The 16,504-nt window shown below is 72.8% G+C and carries 9 protein-coding genes; 4 read left to right on the top strand and 5 right to left on the bottom strand.

Annotated features, from left to right (window positions below):
- The first annotated feature begins 183 nt into the window (after positions 1-183).
- Positions 184-1,701, top strand: coding sequence for an alpha/beta hydrolase domain-containing protein (locus HB370_RS02480; protein WP_244405366.1), 1,518 nt, complete (start codon positions 184-186; stop codon positions 1,699-1,701).
- 102 nt (positions 1,702-1,803) lie between these two features.
- Here HB370_RS02480 and HB370_RS02475 read toward each other — a convergent pair whose 3' ends face one another.
- On the bottom strand, positions 1,804-4,248 hold the full coding sequence (locus HB370_RS02475; RefSeq protein ID WP_030776584.1) for a SpoIIE family protein phosphatase: 2,445 nt from the start codon (positions 4,246-4,248) through the stop codon (positions 1,804-1,806).
- Between the two features lie 37 nt (positions 4,249-4,285).
- Complete coding sequence (locus tag HB370_RS02470) at positions 4,286-8,563, bottom strand: HAMP domain-containing protein (protein WP_167512934.1); 4,278 nt, start codon at positions 8,561-8,563, stop codon at positions 4,286-4,288.
- 349 nt (positions 8,564-8,912) lie between these two features.
- Here HB370_RS02470 and HB370_RS02465 point away from each other — a divergent pair, with 349 nt between their 5' ends.
- Positions 8,913-9,644 carry a phosphodiesterase gene (locus tag HB370_RS02465; protein ID WP_157855535.1) on the top strand — a complete coding sequence of 244 codons (732 nt, stop codon included), beginning with the start codon at positions 8,913-8,915 and terminating at the stop codon, positions 9,642-9,644.
- A 31-nt stretch (positions 9,645-9,675) separates the two neighbouring features.
- Here the strand turns inward: HB370_RS02465 and HB370_RS02460 are convergent, their stop codons facing one another.
- Complete coding sequence (locus HB370_RS02460) at positions 9,676-10,551, bottom strand: Rieske (2Fe-2S) protein (RefSeq protein WP_030776592.1); 876 nt, start codon at positions 10,549-10,551, stop codon at positions 9,676-9,678.
- Between the two features lie 318 nt (positions 10,552-10,869).
- Entirely contained in the window at positions 10,870-12,396 is a 1,527-nt protein-coding gene (locus HB370_RS02455) for a glycosyl hydrolase family 18 protein (RefSeq protein WP_030776593.1), read from the bottom strand.
- Between the two features lie 280 nt (positions 12,397-12,676).
- On the opposite strand from HB370_RS02455, the gene HB370_RS02450 reads away from it, so the two are divergent.
- Both HB370_RS02450 and HB370_RS02445 read left to right on the top strand, forming a co-directional pair.
- On the top strand, positions 12,677-13,099 hold the full coding sequence (locus HB370_RS02450) for a DUF6003 family protein (RefSeq protein ID WP_030776596.1): 423 nt from the start codon (positions 12,677-12,679) through the stop codon (positions 13,097-13,099).
- 257 nt (positions 13,100-13,356) lie between these two features.
- Positions 13,357-14,556, top strand: a complete 1,200-nt coding sequence (locus HB370_RS02445; RefSeq protein WP_037700421.1) for a PP2C family protein-serine/threonine phosphatase — start codon at positions 13,357-13,359, stop codon at positions 14,554-14,556.
- 16 nt (positions 14,557-14,572) lie between these two features.
- Here HB370_RS02445 and HB370_RS02440 read toward each other — a convergent pair whose 3' ends face one another.
- Positions 14,573-16,102, bottom strand: coding sequence for an FAD-binding protein (locus HB370_RS02440; protein ID WP_342450957.1), 1,530 nt, complete (start codon positions 16,100-16,102; stop codon positions 14,573-14,575).
- Between the last annotated feature and the right edge of the window lie 402 nt (positions 16,103-16,504).

Raw genomic sequence — 16,504 nt, 5'->3', positions numbered from 1 at the left:
GAAGACTCGAAAGTAAAGAGAAGGTCAATCAATCGTCAAGGAGATCGGGGTGATTGACCTGAACCAGCCGACCCGTCACCGCCCTTGGAACACCGGTGGATTCACCGATGGCAGCCCGTCACCGTTCCTCGAAACTGCGGTCTCAGCCCCTTAGGACCCGCATTCACGGAGGCAACCGTGCGCATGCTCGCTCGACCATCCCGGCGGTCCGTCACCGCCGCCTTGCTGGGGACGCTGCTGTGCGGCGGCCTCCTCGGCACGCCGCCGGCCACCGCGGCCTCCGCCGAGGCCGCGAGCCCCACCGTCACCGTCCCGCCCGCCGGCACCCACGGCTTCCCGTTCCTCGCCGCGGCGGAGGACCTCGGCTCGTTCGGCTACACCGAGAGCGAGTACTTCATCTCGGGCACCGCCACGTCGTACGCCAAGTCCGGCCTGTGGACCTCGGACGGCCGGTGGAACGTCCGCGCGTCCGCCACCGCCCCTTACAAGAGCCGCCTGCTGGTGCGCCGTCCCGTCGACCCGGCGAAGTTCAACGGCACGGTGGTCGTGGAATGGCTCAATGTCAGCGGCCAGCTTGACCTCTCCCCGGACTACTGGTTCGAACGGGACGAACTGCTGCGCCAGGGCTACGCCTGGGTCGGCGTCTCGGCGCAGGCCGTCGGCGTCAACGGCGGGCTGGGCGAGATCAAGGGCCTGAAGGGCTGGGACCCGGCACGGTACGGCAGCCTGGTCCACCCCGGTGACGCCTTCGCCTACGACATCTTCTCCCAGGCGGGCCAGGCGCTGCGCACCCCGGACGGGCCCGACCCGCTCGGCGGGCTCCAGGTCCGGGCGCTGCTCGCCGACGGCGAGTCGCAGTCGGCGGGCTTCATGACGACGTACGCCAACGCCGTCCAGCCGGTGTCCGGGGTCTACGACGGCTTCATGGTGCACAGCAACAGCGCGATCGCCGCGCCGATCAGCGGTGTGCTCGCCGACACCCTGCGGATGCCGAACCCGTCCCGGATCAGGACCGACCTGCCGGTGCCCACGTTCGTCGTGCTCACCGAGACCGACGTGCCGGGCGCCGCGATCGCACGCCAGCCGGACACCGACAGCGTCGTGCACTGGGAGCTGGCCGGCACCGCGCACGGCGACCAGTGGGCCTACGACGCGGGCGAGGCCACCGTGCGGAAGTCGGCGGGCGAGGCCGCGCCGTCGGCCGACTGCGCCGCCGGTTCGGCCCCCTTCAACGACGGGCCCGGCCACTGGGCGATGAACGCGGCGCTGCGCCACCTGGCCGACTGGGCGCGCGGCGGCGCGCGGCCGCCGAGCGGACAGCCGCTGAGCACCGTCCTGCGCGACCCGGCCACCGGCCTGGCCACCGGCGGGGTCCGTCTGCCGGACGTCACGGTGCCCACCCGCACCCTCACCGGTGCGCGCGACACCACCGGCAGCGGTGTCTTCTGCGGCCTGTACGGCGCCCGCGACCCGTGGAACGGCGACGCCGACGCCTGGGACCGCCACGACGACGGCGACCCGTCCGACCCGAACTTCCCGCCCACCGCCGAACCGGTGCTCAGCCGGCTCTACCCGACCCACGCCGACTACGTGGACAAGGTGCGCACGGCCGCGCGGACGTCCGTCGACGCCGGATATCTGCTGCCGGAGGACGCGGCGGCGATCGTCGCCGCCGCACAGGACTCGGGCATCGGCGGCTGAGCCACCGGCCGCCCGGCCCTCCGCGGCCCCGCGCCCCGGCCCCACCGCGGCGCGGGGCCGGATCACGGCGTCCTGTCCGCCGTGATCCGGCCCCGGCGGCGGCTACACCACCCGGATGCCCACGATGCAGGTGTCGTCGTCCGTGTCCGATCTGCTGTAGGTCAGCAGTCCGTCCAGTTGCTGGTCCAGGGTCTTCGGGGCCGAGCGGGCCGTGGTCAGCAGGTGGGCCAGGGATTCCTCCACGGAGCGGTCCCGGCGTTCGATCAGGCCGTCGGTGTACAGCAGCAGCGTGTCCTCCGGCGCGAACTCCAGCTCGGCCTCCTCGTAGACGGCGTCCGGTACCGCACCCAGCAGCAGGCCCTTGACCAGCGGCAACGGCGCCGCCTCCGAACCGCGGACCAGAACCGGCGGCAGGTGGCCTGCCCGCGCCCAGCGCAGGGTGTGCCGGTCGGGGTCGTACAGCGCGCAGACCGCCGTGGCGGTGACCGCGCCGGTCAGATGGTGCGCCACGATGTTCAGCCACGACAGCAACTGGCCCGGCCCGGCACCGGTCACGGCGAGACCGCGCAGCGCGTTGCGCAGGACGACCATGCTGGTGGCCGCCTCGATGCCATGGCCGGCGACATCGCCCACGCACATCAGGACCAGCCCCGACGGCAGCACCACGGCGTCGTACCAGTCGCCACCGACCAGGTGCTCGGTCTCCGCCGGGCGGTACCGCACCGCGACCTCCAGACCCGGCACCGTCAGCGGCGCCCGCGTCGGCGGCATGATGGCGTGCTGCAACTGCAGGGTCAGCCGGTTGCGTTCGGCGGCCTGCTGCTCGGTGTGGGCGAGCTGGTCCCGGGTCGCGGCGAGCGCCACCTCCGTCCAGTGCTGTGCCGAGATGTCCTGGTAGGCGCCCCGTACGACGAACAGCCGGCCGTCGGTGTCCAGCACCGGTTCGGCGACCACGCGGATGTGCCGGGTCACGCCGTCGGGCCGCTGCAACCGGAAGGCCGCCGAGGCGGGCCGGCGGTGGTGCAGCAGCGTGCGCAGGAACCGGCCGAGGGGCACGGAGTCGTCGGGGTGCGCGTACGCGGGCAGCTCCTCCAACGGGACGGGCGTGCTCGCCGGGGGCCGGCCGTAGAGATGGAACAGCTGGTCGTTCCAGGTGATCTCACCCGTGAGCAGGTTCTCCTCGAACCCGCCGATACGGCCCAGGCGCTGGGCGTGCTGGAGCAGGCTCGCCAGCCGCGCCGTCTCGTCCTCGATGCGCCAGATCAGCAGCACGCTGTTGCCGTGCCGGCTGATGCTGATGTCCGCGACCGCCGACAGTGACACCTGGTCGACCAGCGAGGTCAGCTGCATGCGGCGGGCCCGGAACGGCTCGCCCGTCGCGTACACCCGCTCCACCCGCTGGAACAGCTCGCTCTTGCCCGCGGCCATCGGATACGCCTCCAGCAGCAGCGCCCCGTTGACCACCGCCCGCGGCCGGCCCGCCGGATCCAGGAAGTGGTTGTTGATGTGTTGGATGCGGAAGTCGACGAGCTGCCCGGAGTCGTCGAGGTACGGCACCAGGACCAGCGCGGGATCGTGCAGCCCGTCCGCCAGGTCCATCAACTCGGCGGTGTCGGGCAGGACACGGGGTTCCTGACCGGCGTCCCGGCGCGGCGTGTACGACTCCAGGGTGTGCGCGCACAGCTCGGCGAGGGCCTCCACCTGCCGGACGACCCCCGCCGGCTGGGGCTCCAGCGGGCCCGGCCAGACGATCTCCAGCACCCCGTGGATCCGGCCCCCGGTGCCCGCGGGCACCGCCACCCGCCCGCCGTCCGGGTACAGGTGCCGGCCGATGGTGGGCAGCCCGGTCTCGGCGAGGGAGCCGAACCACTGACCGGTGCGCTCGGTCAGACCCCGGCGCGCCACCGTCGCCACCTCCGGCGGCACATAACGCCATCGGGTGGCCTCCGCCGGGGAGAACCCGGCGCTGCCGGCGAGGGTCAGCGAGCCGTCGGCACCCGCCGCCCAGACGGCCACGGCCACCGCGCCGAGCGGGCGCAGCGCGTGCTCCAGCAGGGAGTCGGCGACGGCCTGGGTGTCGTCCGCGGCCAGCGCCCCGCTCTCGGCCGCCCGCAGCCGTACGGCCGCGGCCTCCCGCTCCTCGGCGCCCGTGGCGGCGGCCAGGAAGGTGGTGGTGATCTCCGACAACCGGTCGCGGGCGGCCTGGTTGATGACCTCCACCGCGAACTCCAGCGGGGTCGCCCCGGACTGCTCGGTCAGCTCGGCGAGCTGCCGGGCGGCCTGCGCCGGACCGCAGCCCAGCCGCTCCACCAGGATGCCCTTGGCCAGCTCGATCAGCGCCCTGCCCTCCGCCTCCGCCTGCGCGGCGCGTACCTCGCGGCGCAGCCGCTCCACGGTGGCGGCGAGCCTGCCGACGGGGGACGTGGGGGAGACCCCGGCCAGGTCCGACGGCACCGGATCGCCGGCGGCCGGCCGTCCGACGAGTGCGGACGGCTCCGGGCCCGCAGCGATGCCCTCGGGCTCATATGACTGCTCGGTCGTACTCACGACAGTGCTGCTCCTCGGCCGAAGCGCGCTCGCGCGCTCACGCGGACAGCCAGCGCCGGACGCAGGCCATGAGGTCGTGCGTGTCGACGGGCTTGGTGACGTAGTCGCTCGCGCCCGAGGCCAGGGACTTCTCCCGGTCGCCGGGCATCGCCTTGGCGGTGACGGCGATGATCGGCAGGTCGGCGTACTGCGGCAGCTTGCGGATCTCGGCGGTCGCCGTGTAACCGTCCATCTCCGGCATCATCACGTCCATCAGCACCATCGCGATGTCCGGGTTGCCGAGCAGCGTGTCGATGCCCTTGCGCCCGTTCTCCGCGTGCAGCACCCGGAATCCGTACATCTCCAGGATCCCGCTCAGCGCGAACAGGTTCCGCGCGTCGTCGTCGACGACCAGGACCGTGCGGCCCCGGAAGGTGTCGTCCACCGGCGGGGCGAGGTCCTGCCGGTCCTCGGCCCGGACCAGGGACAGCACGTCCCCGGGCTCCTCGGCCGACAGGTGCAGCGCGATGCGCTCGCGCAGCTCGTCCAGGCTGGACAGGAACTCCAGCGCCCCGTTGTCCCGGAGCGAGCGCAACGCCTCGTCCCGGGCCACCTCGGGCCGGCGGCCGCTGTGGACCAGCACCGGTACGCCCGCCAGCCCCGAGTCGCCCTGCAGGGCCCGCAGGAACCGGCCCGCCTCCCCGTCGGGCATGTCCAGGTCCAGCACGACGCAGTGGCACGGCTCGGCGGCCAGCGCGCCCGCCGCCTCCTGCGCCCCCACGGCGGTGATGACCTCCACGGCGGGCAGCGGGGAGCCGTCGTCCGGGCTGTGCTGGGCCACTTCCGCGACCACGCTCTCGGCGACCAGGGTCAGCAGCCCGCGCGGCCGCTCCTCCACCACGAGCAGCCGGCGCGGCCGCTGCCGGGCGGGGGAGGACTGCGGTTCGGCGGTGTCCCGGGCGGCCGGGGCGGCCGCGTCCAGCTCGGCCGGCTCCTTCGGCGCGCGCCGGCCGCTGCCGAGCAACTGCTCGAAGTCCGGGCGGGCGACCGGCAGGTACAGCGTGAACGTGCTGCCCCGGCCGGGAGTGCTGTCCACCGCGACGGCGCCGCCGAGCAGATGCGCGATCTCCCGGGTGATGGACAGACCGAGGCCCGTCCCGCCGTACTTGCGGCTCGTGGTGCCGTCCGCCTGCTGGAACGCCCCGAAGATCGTCTCCAGGTGCTGCTCCGGGATGCCGATGCCGGTGTCCCGTACCCGGAACGCCACGACGGCACCGCCCCGCACGACACTGTCCGGGACCTCCCCGTCCGCCGCCGGCTCGATGGCCAGCTCCACGCCGCCCTGCTCGGTGAACTTCACCGCGTTGGAGAGCAGGTTGCGCAGGATCTGCCGCAGCCGGGAGTCGTCGGTCAGCAGGTCGGCGGGCGCGCCCGGCGCGGTGCTGACGGCGAACTCCAGTCCCTTCTGGGACGTCATCGGCCGGAAGGTGGCCTCCACATAGTCGATCAGCTGGCGCAGCGGCACCCGCTCCGGGGTGACGTCCATCTTGCCGGCCTCGACCTTCGACAGGTCGAGGATGTCGTTGATCAGCTGGAGCAGGTCGCTGCCCGCCGAGTGGATGATCCCGGCGTACTCGACCTGCTTCGGGGTCAGGTTGCGCGACGGGTTCTGGGCCAGCAACTGGGCCAGGATCAGCAGGCTGTTCAGCGGGGTGCGCAGCTCGTGGCTCATGTTGGCCAGGAACTCCGACTTGTACTTCGAGGCCAGCGACAACTGCTGGGCGCGGGCCTCCAGTTCCTGCCGGGCCTGCTCGATCTGCAGGTTCTTCGCCTCGATGTCACGGTTCTGCGAGGCGAGCAGGGTGGCCTTCTCCTCCAGCTCGGCGTTGGAGCGCTGCAGTTCCTCCTGCTGGGACTGCAACTCGGCCGAGCGCGCCTGGAGTTCTGCGGTCAGCCGCTGCGACTCCTCCAGCAGCTCGTCGGTGCGGGCGTTCGCCACGATCGTGTTGAGGTTCACGCCGAGCGTCTCGCGCAGCTGCTCCAGGAAGTCCCGGTGGATCGGGGTGAAGGCGGTGACCGACGCCAGCTCGATGACACCGAGGACCTGGTCCTCGAACAGGATCGGCAGCAGGATCAGAGCGGTCGGGACGGTCTGGCCGAGCCCGGAGGAGATGGTGACGTAGCCCGGCGGCAGCGCGTCGACGGTGATGGTACGGCGGCTGCGGGCGGCCTGGCCGACCAGCGAGCGCCCCACGGGGAAGCGGTCGGGCCGCTGGTCGTCGTCGGGCCTGCCGTACGAGCCGACGAGCCGCAGCTCCGGGCCGCGGTCGCCGTCCTCGGAAAGGTAGAAGGCGCCGTACTGGGCCGCCACCAGCGGCGTCAGCTCCTCCATGATCAGCTCGGCCACCACCGGCAGCTCCCGGTGGCCCTGCATCAGGCCGGAGATGCGCGCCAGGTTGGTCTTGAGCCAGTCCTGCTCCTGGTTGGCCCGGGTGGTCTCGCGCAGCGACTCCACCATGGAGTTGATGTTGTCCTTGAGCTCGGCGACCTCGCCGGAGGCCTCCACCGTGATCGAGCGGGTCAGGTCGCCCTCGGCCACGGCGCTGGCGACCGCGCCGATCGCCCGTACCTGACGGGTCAGGTTGCCGGCCAGCTCGTTGACGTTCTCCGTGAGCCGCTTCCAGGTGCCCGAGACGCCCTCCACCTCGGCCTGCCCGCCGAGGCGGCCTTCGGTGCCGACCTCGCGGGCGACGCGGGTGACCTCGTCGGCGAACGCGGAGAGCTGGTCGACCATCGTGTTGATGGTCGTCTTCAGCTCCAGGATCTCGCCCCGGGCGTCCACGTCGATCTTCTTCGACAGGTCGCCCTTGGCCACCGCGGTCGTCACCAGCGCGATGTTGCGCACCTGGCCCGTCAGGTTGTTCGCCATGGAGTTGACGTTGTCGGTGAGGTCCTTCCAGGTGCCCGCCACGTTCGGCACATGGGCCTGGCCGCCGAGGCGGCCTTCGGTGCCGACCTCGCGGGCGACGCGGGTGACCTCGTCGGCGAACGCGGACAGCGTGTCGACCATCGTGTTGATCACGTCGGCCAGCGCGGCGACCTCGCCCTTGGCCTCGACCGTGATCTTGCGGGACAGGTCGCCGCGGGCGACGGCGGTGGCGACCTGGGCGATGGAGCGCACCTGACCGGTCAGGTTCGACGCCATCACGTTCACGTTGTCGGTGAGGGCCTTCCAGGTGCCCGAGACGCCCTTGACGTCGGCCTGCCCGCCGAGGCGGCCTTCGGTGCCGACCTCGCGGGCGACGCGGGTGACCTCGTCGGCGAAGGCGGAGAGCTGGTCGACCATCGTGTTGATGGTGTTCTTGAGTTCGAGGATCTCGCCGCGGGCGTCGACGGTGATCTTCTGGGAGAGGTCGCCCTTGGCCACCGCGGTCGCCACCTGGGCGACGTTGCGGACCTGGCTGGTGAGGTTGCCCGCCATGAAGTTGACCGAGTCGGTCAGGTCCCGCCACGTGCCCTTGACGCCCTTGACGTCGGCCTGTCCGCCGAGGCGGCCTTCGGTGCCGACCTCGCGGGCGACGCGGGTGACCTCGTCGGCGAAGGCGGAGAGCTGGTCGACCATCGTGTTGATGGTGTTCTTGAGTTCGAGGATCTCGCCGCGGGCGTCGACGGTGATCTTCTGGGAGAGGTCGCCCTTGGCCACCGCCGTCGTCACCTGGGCGACGTTGCGGACCTGGCTGGTGAGGTTGCCCGCCATGAAGTTGACCGAGTCGGTCAGGTCCCGCCACACACCGGCGACCCCCGGCACCTTCGCCTGCCCGCCGAGACGCCCTTCGGTGCCGACCTCGCGGGCCACGCGGGTGACCTCGTCGGCGAACGCGGAGAGCTGGTCCACCATCGTGTTGACGGTGTTCTTCAGCTGGAGGATCTCGCCGCGCGCGGGCACGTCGATCTTCTGCGACAGGTCGCCCTTGGCCACCGCCGTGGCCACCTGGGCGATGTCACGGACCTGGGTGGTGAGGTTGCCCGCCATGGCGTTGACCGAGTCGGTCAGGTCGGCCCAGGTCCCGGAGACCCCGGGCACCTCCGCCTGCCCGCCGAGCGTCCCCTCGGTGCCCACTTCCCGGGCCACCCGGGTGACCTCGGAGGTGAACACGGACAACTGGTCGACCATGCCGTTGAACACGGTCGCGATGTCACCCATGAGGCCATGGGCGTCTTCCGGAAGGCGTGTCCCGAAGTCGCCGTCCCGCACGGCTGTCAGGCCCGCCAGGAGCTGCCGCAGCTCCTGGTTGCCCGGCGCGGCGTCGACCGTCTCGGACTTGTCGCTGGTCATGCGCAACCTCGTCCCGCTCCCCATGGGCCCTCGGCGGTGAGGACCCGAACACCCCTGCGGCCCGCAAGGGCCCCAACGCTGTGCATTTCCGCACTTCACGGATCTGCATGATGAGAAATACGCCGCAGGCTAACCCGCTTCACCCCCACCGCACAAAACCTCCCCCCGTCACGCACCCGCGACACGCCGCCCGGCACGGCGAGCCGGACGCCGGCACTCCGTACGACGTGCGGGGAGGCCCGGCGTCCGCGTGAGCGGAGCCGGGCCCCGGGGTACCCGGTGCGCCGAGCGGAGGCGGGACCGCCGGGGGCGGGCTCAGGAGACAGCGACCACGAGGACGGGATCGACCATGCCGAGAGGTGCCCAGGCCCCGCCGGTCCGTGAACCGGCGGTGTCATGGCAGGTCCGAGGGATAGAGGCGGCTTTCCGGCGGCTGGCCCGGCTGCGCGGGGCGCCCGCCCTGCATCCGCGCGGGCTGATGTGCGCGGGCGAAGTGGAGGTGCCGGACGGCGGTGGGTACTGGTGCGTGCCCTGGCTGGACGGACCGGGCCGGTTCACCGCCACCGTGCGGCTGTCCCGGGCGGCCGGGCTGCCCCGGCGCCTGCCCGACGCGCTGGGGCTGGCGGTACGGGTGGACCGGGCCGACGGTCCCGGCCGGGCCCTGGATCTGCTGCTGACGAGCAGCGGCCGGGGACGCCTCGGCCGGCACCTGCCGCGGCCCCGCGCCGACGCGCTGGGCGGGCCGTACTCCAGCCTCCTGCCCTACCGGGTGGGCGGTCGCTCCTGTGCCCTGGCCGCCTTCCCCCGCCGGTCCGGGCGGGCCCCGGTGCACGGCGACCCGGCGAGCCTGGTACGGGCGCTGGCCGCCGGGCCGCTCGTCTTCGACCTGTGCGCGGGGGAAGCAGGCCGTTCCTGGCGGCCGTTCGCCGTGCTCACCGTACGCTCCGCGCTGCCGGCCGGGCCGGAGGAGAGCGCGGGCTTCGACATCTACGAGCATGACGCCCGGGGCTTCACCCCCGGCCCCGCGCTCGCCGCCGTCCGCCGGGCGGCGTACCGGGGGTCGAGGGCCGGCCGCCGCTGAGCTGCGCCTGCCGCCGAGTGCGGGGGCCGGCTCACTGGGCCGTGTCGTCCTCCGCCGGGCCCGGCTCCCGCAGGCGAACCTCGAGGTGGCCGTCGACGACGCGTGTGTCGAAGACGGGCTGGGGGGAAGTGGCCGGGCCTTGCACGTTCCAGCCGTCCGCGAGGCGGAAGACGCTGCCGTGCCAGGGGCACCGGACGCAGCCGTCCTCAAGGGTGCCTTCGGACAGCGGTCCCGCGAGATGGCTGCACCGCTCGGCCAGCGCGTAGAAGTCCCCGTCGGCTTCGCGGACCACCAGGACCGGGACGTCGTTCACGGTGCGCCGTGCCGTCCGGCCGGCCGGGAATTCGGCCACGGACCCGATCCGGTGCCAGCCCGCCGGGACGACCTGCGGGACTTCTTCCGCGTGGTTGACGCCGGCGGCCTGCCGGTAGGCGAGGTGGCCGCCCAGTAGGCCGCCGGTCGCCACTGCCGTCAGCCCCAGGAAGCCGAGGCCGCGGCCGGCCTTCGTACGGCCCTTGACACGGCAGGCGAGCGAGGCGGCGTACAGTCCGACGGCCGCCGTGTTGGCCAGCGCGTGCACCAGGCCGACGCGCTGCTGGCGGCGGTGCAGGTCCGCCCAGTCGACGGCTCCGGCCAGCGCTGCCGGGGCGGCGGCGGCCAGTCCGACGGTGATCAGCGAGCCCGCTTCCCGTGCCCGGCCGGGGCGCAGGTCCAGCACCGCGGCGGACAGCCAGCTGCCGACCGGCACCTGCACCAACAGCGGGTGCACCGGGTGGCCCAGCCATCTGCCGTGCAGCAGATCCCGGCCGCCGCGCAGCGGCAGCGCTCGTACGCCCCGGCTGAGCGCGTCGATCACCGCGTCACCGCGCGGCCACCGTTCGACACCGTCCAGGAACCGCGGAACCATGTCCCGCCTCGTCCGGCGAGGTGGTGTTGTCGTCATGGATCGCTGGGTCCCCCCGGCGCGCCTACCGCAAACGGGCCGCCCGGGCCGGCGGCGACCACCTCGGCCGTCCCGGTGTCCCGAGGAGGCGATCAGGCGGTGCGGCACACATCCTGGACGGCCCGCGGCCCGCGGCCCGCGGCCCGCGGCCTGCGGGCGCCGGACGACCGCGGGGGCCGGTTTACCGGCGCCGGGTACCGGGACCGCCCGCAGGCGGTCCCGGCTGACCGGACGTGCCGTTCCCATGCCGCCCGGGTGCACCCCGGGCGGCGGTGGCACGGTTCAGCAGGCGCCGAGGTCCTGCCAGACGCCCCACTGGCCGGTGGTGCCGGGCTCCTCGCCCGTCGTCCACCACTTGGCCTTCCAGGTGTGGCCCTTGTACGAGACCTGCTGTCCGCCGGTGTACACCGCGTCCTTGGCCCACGGGGCGGCCGTGCACTGGTTCCCGGAGCCGCCGGTGACGGTCAGCGAGTAGGTCGCCGAGTGGCTGCCCGAGGCGCCCGCGCCGGTCACGGTGACCGTGTACGTGCCCGACGCCGCGGCCGAGGTGGTGGCCAGGGTGAGCGTGGAGGAGCCGCCCGCGGTGACCGAGGAGGGGCTGAGGGAGGCGGTGACACCCGCCGGGGCGCCGCTGACGCTCAGCTTCACGTCCTGCGCCTCGCCCTTCGTCACGGCCGTCTTCACCGTGGCCGTCGCGGACTGGCCGGCCGTCACCGACCCGGAGGCCGGGCTGAGCGCCACGGAGAAGTCGTCGGCCGGATTGGGCACGCCACCGCCGGTGAACGGAGCGAAGATGCGCGTGAAGTCCCACGTGTTCTGCTCGATGCCCGAGCAGTTGTCCGCGGCGCCCCCGCCCGGGCAGCCGCCGTTGTCACGCTGCAACGCCCAGAAGGACAGGGTGTTGATGCCCTTGGCGACCGCCCAGTCGTACACGGTCCGGGCGTTGGCCAGGGTGAAGGTCTCCGCCTTGCCGAAGTCGTCGACGCCCGGCATCTCGGTGACACCGACCATGTTCCACAACTGGGCCGGGGTCTTGGCCGGATACAGCTCGGCGAGCAGGTCGTACAGGCCCTGGGCGGCGGTCTGGGTGTCCTTCGCCATGTCGTGGGGCTGGTTGTCGTAGTAGTCGAACGTCATGAGGTTCACGACGTCGACCCGGGTGCCGTTGCTCACCGCGTTGCGCAGCAGTGCCTCGCCGTTCTCCGCGGGGCCGTGCGTGGTGGTGGGCAGGGTGTAGGAGATCTCCACCTTGCGCCCGTTGGCCGCCGCCCAGTCCTGGACCAGCTTGATGGCCTTGTTGCGGCGGTCGATGCCGGCGGAGTTGTCGAGCGAGTCCACCTCGATGTCCATGTCGAGCCGCGAGATGTCGTAGGTGGTGATGACCTTCTCGTACGCGGCGGCGATCTGCTGGACGTCGGTGCAGCTGTCGGCGATCTCGGTGCCGGTGGTGTCGGCCGTGTACCCCCCGAACGAGGGGATGACGTCACCTCCGTTCGCCTGGATCGTCTTGATGTCGGCGCCGAAGGTCGAGGCGGCGACCGGCATGCTCGTGTCGCCGTTCCAGTACGGCGTGCAGGAGCCCTTGGCGGCGGTCTGGAGGAACGCCATCGTCAGGTGCTTGGCGCCCGACTGGGCGGACAGGGCGGCGGGGCTCTCGCCGGTCCAGGCTTCGAAGTAGGGGGCGAAGACGTGGTTCGGCAGGGGGGTCGCGGCTTCGGCGGTGCCGGTTCCCGTGAGGGCGAGGCCCACCGCGGCCGCCGTGGTGGCGGCCGCGGCGAGGGCCGCGCGGAAGGAACGCACGAGTCTCATGTCAGTCCCGGTGTGTGGAGGGGGTGGCCAAAGTTCTTGCGCGGGGAGGGAGTTGCCGACTACTGGATAGCGCCCCCACAGAGGCGGGTCAATGGTCTGGACCAAAAAGGGACTAGACCAATTTGTCGAACGGAAGTGCCCCGCCGCAGTACAGCGCGCCCGGTGGCGGACTGGACCATGTCCGGGCCTTCGACCAGGTCCGCGCGGGGATGACCAAGCGCGCCGATCGCGGGTATACGGGGTGCCGTGCCGACAAGTCTTCCGACGGGAGGAGCAGACGATGACCGACGACGCCTGTCTCGTGCTGAAGTCCGATGCGATGGCCGCGCCCGGCGTACCGCCGACGGCTGTCGGTGACCTGGCCTTCCTGGAGACACCCGCGGTACGCGCCTGGCTCCAGGCCCAGGGGGTCACCGAAACCTCCCCGGACCTGCGGCTGGTGCCGCCCGAGGAGACGGCGGCCATCCCCGAGGACGCCGAGCGGCTGTCCGTGCCGCTCGGCGAGGAGGAGCTGAGCCGGCTGCGCCACCACACCGCCCCGCCGGACCGGGCGCGGCTGGAGGAGGAACTGCTGGGCTACCGCTCCTGCACCGACGGCCGCGACGCCCTCCTCGCCCGCGCCCTGGCGGCCGGTGTACCGGCGCACCGCGTCGCGGAACTCACCGGCGAGGACCTCGCCACCGTCGAGGCGGCCACCCGCTGAGGATCGCGTCGACCGGTCGGCGCGGTCGTCCGTACCGCGGTCAGCGGTCGTGACGTCCGGGTCTTCGGCGCGGGTGCGCCAGGGCGGTACACCGATGGCCGTGCCGTGCTGTCGGCCGAATGGATGAAGTGCCCGGGCGGGACCGGTTCTTCGGCCGGAGTGGGCTCGGTCCGGCGCGTGTCGGTCCTGGCCGGGTGCGGGTGCGTCCGGGAGGGTCCGCGTGGAAGCCGGGGCGGAAGGATCGGGAGGTGCCCGCGGTGGGCTATGAGGACCTGGGCCTGGACGAGGTGCTGCGGGCGGCGGAGGACGCCGCGCCGGTGGAGTCGGTGGACGTGATCGCCCGGAAACTGGAAGAGCGGTGCTCGGCGAGGGAGGTCTCCTTCTGGCTCGTGGACATGCTCGGACGGGAAGCCGTACGGCTGCCCAGGGCCGGCACGGCCGGGCAATCGCTCGGCCGGGCGGAGAGACGTGAGCTGACGGGCAGTCTCTACGACCGGGTGCTGCGCTCCCAGGCCGTGCAGCAGGAGCCGGCCGAAGAGGGCGGCCACCGCCTGGCGGCCCCGGTCACCAACCGCGGTGACTGCATCGGCGTCCTGGACCTGGTGGTGCCCCGCGTGGACGACGCGCTGCGCGAGGCGGTCGCACAGGCCGCGCACGCGCTGGCGTACATCGTGGTGACCGACCGCCGCTTCACCGACCTCTACCACTGGGGACGGCGCACCAGCGCGATGACCCTGGCCGCGGAGATCCAGCACCAGCTGCTGCCCTCGGCGTCCTGCTGCGAGGCCGCGCAGTTCACCCTGGCCGGTGGCCTGGTCCCGGCCGACGACATCGGCGGCGACACCTACGACTACGCCTTCGACCAGGACGCCCTCTATCTGTCGATCACCGACGCCATGGGCCACGACACCGACTCCGCCCTGCTGGCGACGCTGACCGTGAACGCCCTGCGCGGCGCCCGCCGGGCCGGGGGCGGAGTCCGCGACCAGGCGTACGCCGCTCATGAGGCGCTCAGCCGGCACAGCCGCGGCATGACGACCGGGCAACTGCTCCGGGTCGAGCTGGGCACCGGCGCCTGCGAGCTGGTCAACGCCGGCCATCCCTGGCCCCTGCGACTACGCGGCGGCCATGTGGAGGAAGTCGCCATCAGGGTGGACATGCCGTTCGGGGTCCCGGCCCCGGTCAGCTACGAGGTGCAGCGGCGTCGTCTGGAGCCCGGCGACCGGCTCGTCCTGATCACCGACGGCATGCACGAACGCGCGGCCGCCGCGGTCGACCTCCTCTCCCTCATCGGCGCCACTCGCGACGAGCACCCCCGTGAGGTGGTCCGGGCCCTGACCGCGGCGGTGCACGACGCGTGCGGAGGGGAACTGCCCGACGACGCGACCCTCTTGGTGCTGGACTGGCACGGCGGCGGTGCGGTGCGACGCCGTACCAGCGGCGGCTCCGACACCTGATACCGAGCCCGCTGCCTCACTCGGGGAGACGGATCGACAGCGCGTGGCGGAACTCGTCGCGCGGATCCCAGCGGGCCTTGACGCTCCGCAGACGCGCGTAGTGATCCTTGTAGTACAGGGTGTGCCACGGCGTCCCGGAGGTGTTGAAGGCCGGGTCGGCGAGATCGGCGTCCGGGTAGTTGATGAACGAGCCGTCACTGACCGCGCCGGGCACGGGCACGCCGCCGGTGTCGGCGTACACCGCGCGGTAGAGATCGCGTACCCATCCCAGGGCAGGCCCCTCGGCGTCCGGGCTCCGCCAACTGGTGAGATAGATCGCCTTGAGGACGGAATCCCGCTGTGCCACCGCCGTCTCCCCGGGCGCCACCGCGTTGACCTGCCCTCCGTAGGAAACCAGCCACACCGAACCGTCGGCCTCGCCGCCCGCCTCGCTCGACAGGTGTGCGTACAGCGCGTCCGCCTGCCGGTCGGTGAAGCGCCGCCGCAGATACGCCGCCTTGGCCTTGTAGTACGTCGGTTCGCTTTCCTGGACGGCCGCGGCCGCCTGGAGCCACGGCCGGACCGCCGTGGTCCGCGTGGGCCGGGCCCGCACCCCGGCCCCGACCGCGGCCAGGTAGTCGTCGACCAGCCGCCGCGCCCCGGCACCCGTGGAATCGACCTGGCCCACCAGATCGACCGTGCCGAACCGGCGGTTGTTGAGCATCAGTACGCCGAACAGGCCCGCGTAGGGGGAGCCGGGCGCGCTGTTGCGCTCGTACCAGCCGCCGTGGTTGGTGACCAGGCGGCTGAACGACCGCCGGTCCAGGTCCTTCCAGGACCAGGAGGCGCTGAAGGAGAGCACGGACTCCGGCGCGCGCGGCAGCAGCCGCGAGGGGTCGGAACCCCGCGCGCCCGGGGACCGGAACCAGTAGCGGGTGACGATGCCGAAGTTGCCGCCGCCGCCCCCGGTGTGCGCCCACCACAGGTCGCGGTGCGGGTCGCCGGGCTCCCGCGTGGCCACCACGCTTCTCGCCCTGCCCCGCTCGTCCACGACCACCACCTCGACGGCGTACAAGTGGTCCACGGACAGTCCGTACCGGCGCGACAGGGCACCGTAGCCGCCGCCCAGGACATGACCTCCGACGCCGACCTCGGCCGTGGCGCCCGCCGGGACGGTCACCCCCCAGCCGAGGAACAGGTGCCGGTAGACCTCGCCGAGCAGGGCACCCGGCTCCACGGCGAAGGCCCGCCGCCGCGCGTCGTAGGAGACGGAGGACATGGGGGAGAGGTCGATGAGCGCCTTGACGGCCGGGTCGTCGACGAAGTCCTCGAAGCAGTGTCCTCCGCTGCGCACGGCGATGCGCCGCCCCTCGTCCACCGCTTGCTGCACGGCGTCGACGACGTCCCGGGGCGAGGACGCCACGCGTACGTAGTCGGGGGTGCCGACGAAACGCGCGTTGCTGCCCCGGCGGGTCAGCGACGCGTACCGCGTGTCGCCCGGACCGACCGTCGCCGCGCCCGGCGCACCGGTGCGCGCGGCGTCCGCCGCCGCGGTCGCGCTCGACAAGCCCAGCCCCGCGGCCGCGCCCCCCACTACGGCCGCTCCTGCGAGAGCGCCGCGTCGTGTCACCTCTGCCATGGCCGGCTCCTGTGGTCGGCGGCGCCGGTACCGGCGCCGGACGGCTGTTGTCTCATCGCCGACTCATGATCGACGGCGTGACCGGCACCGGACATCGTGCCTGATGACCAACGGGTCCTCCGTCTTTGGAGTACGGAATCCCCTCCTCGGGGAGGTTGCGCCGCGCCCCGTGCGACCGCCGGCAGCGTGCCGGACCGGTCGGGCGCGCCCCCTTGCCCATGTGATCTTCACACCTGTTTCATGGCCTTCACAGGCGTCTCACCGACACCGGTGAGGTGCTCTACTCAGCCTGTGGGGGGCACAGTTGAATACAGCACAGCGATCCGGACG

The sequence above is a fragment of the Streptomyces sp. DSM 40868 genome (assembly GCF_011820545.1).
Classification (GTDB): domain Bacteria; phylum Actinomycetota; class Actinomycetes; order Streptomycetales; family Streptomycetaceae; genus Streptomyces; species Streptomyces eurythermus.
Note: the sequence above shows the minus strand (reverse complement) of the source record. Positions and strands in the feature narration are given on the sequence as shown.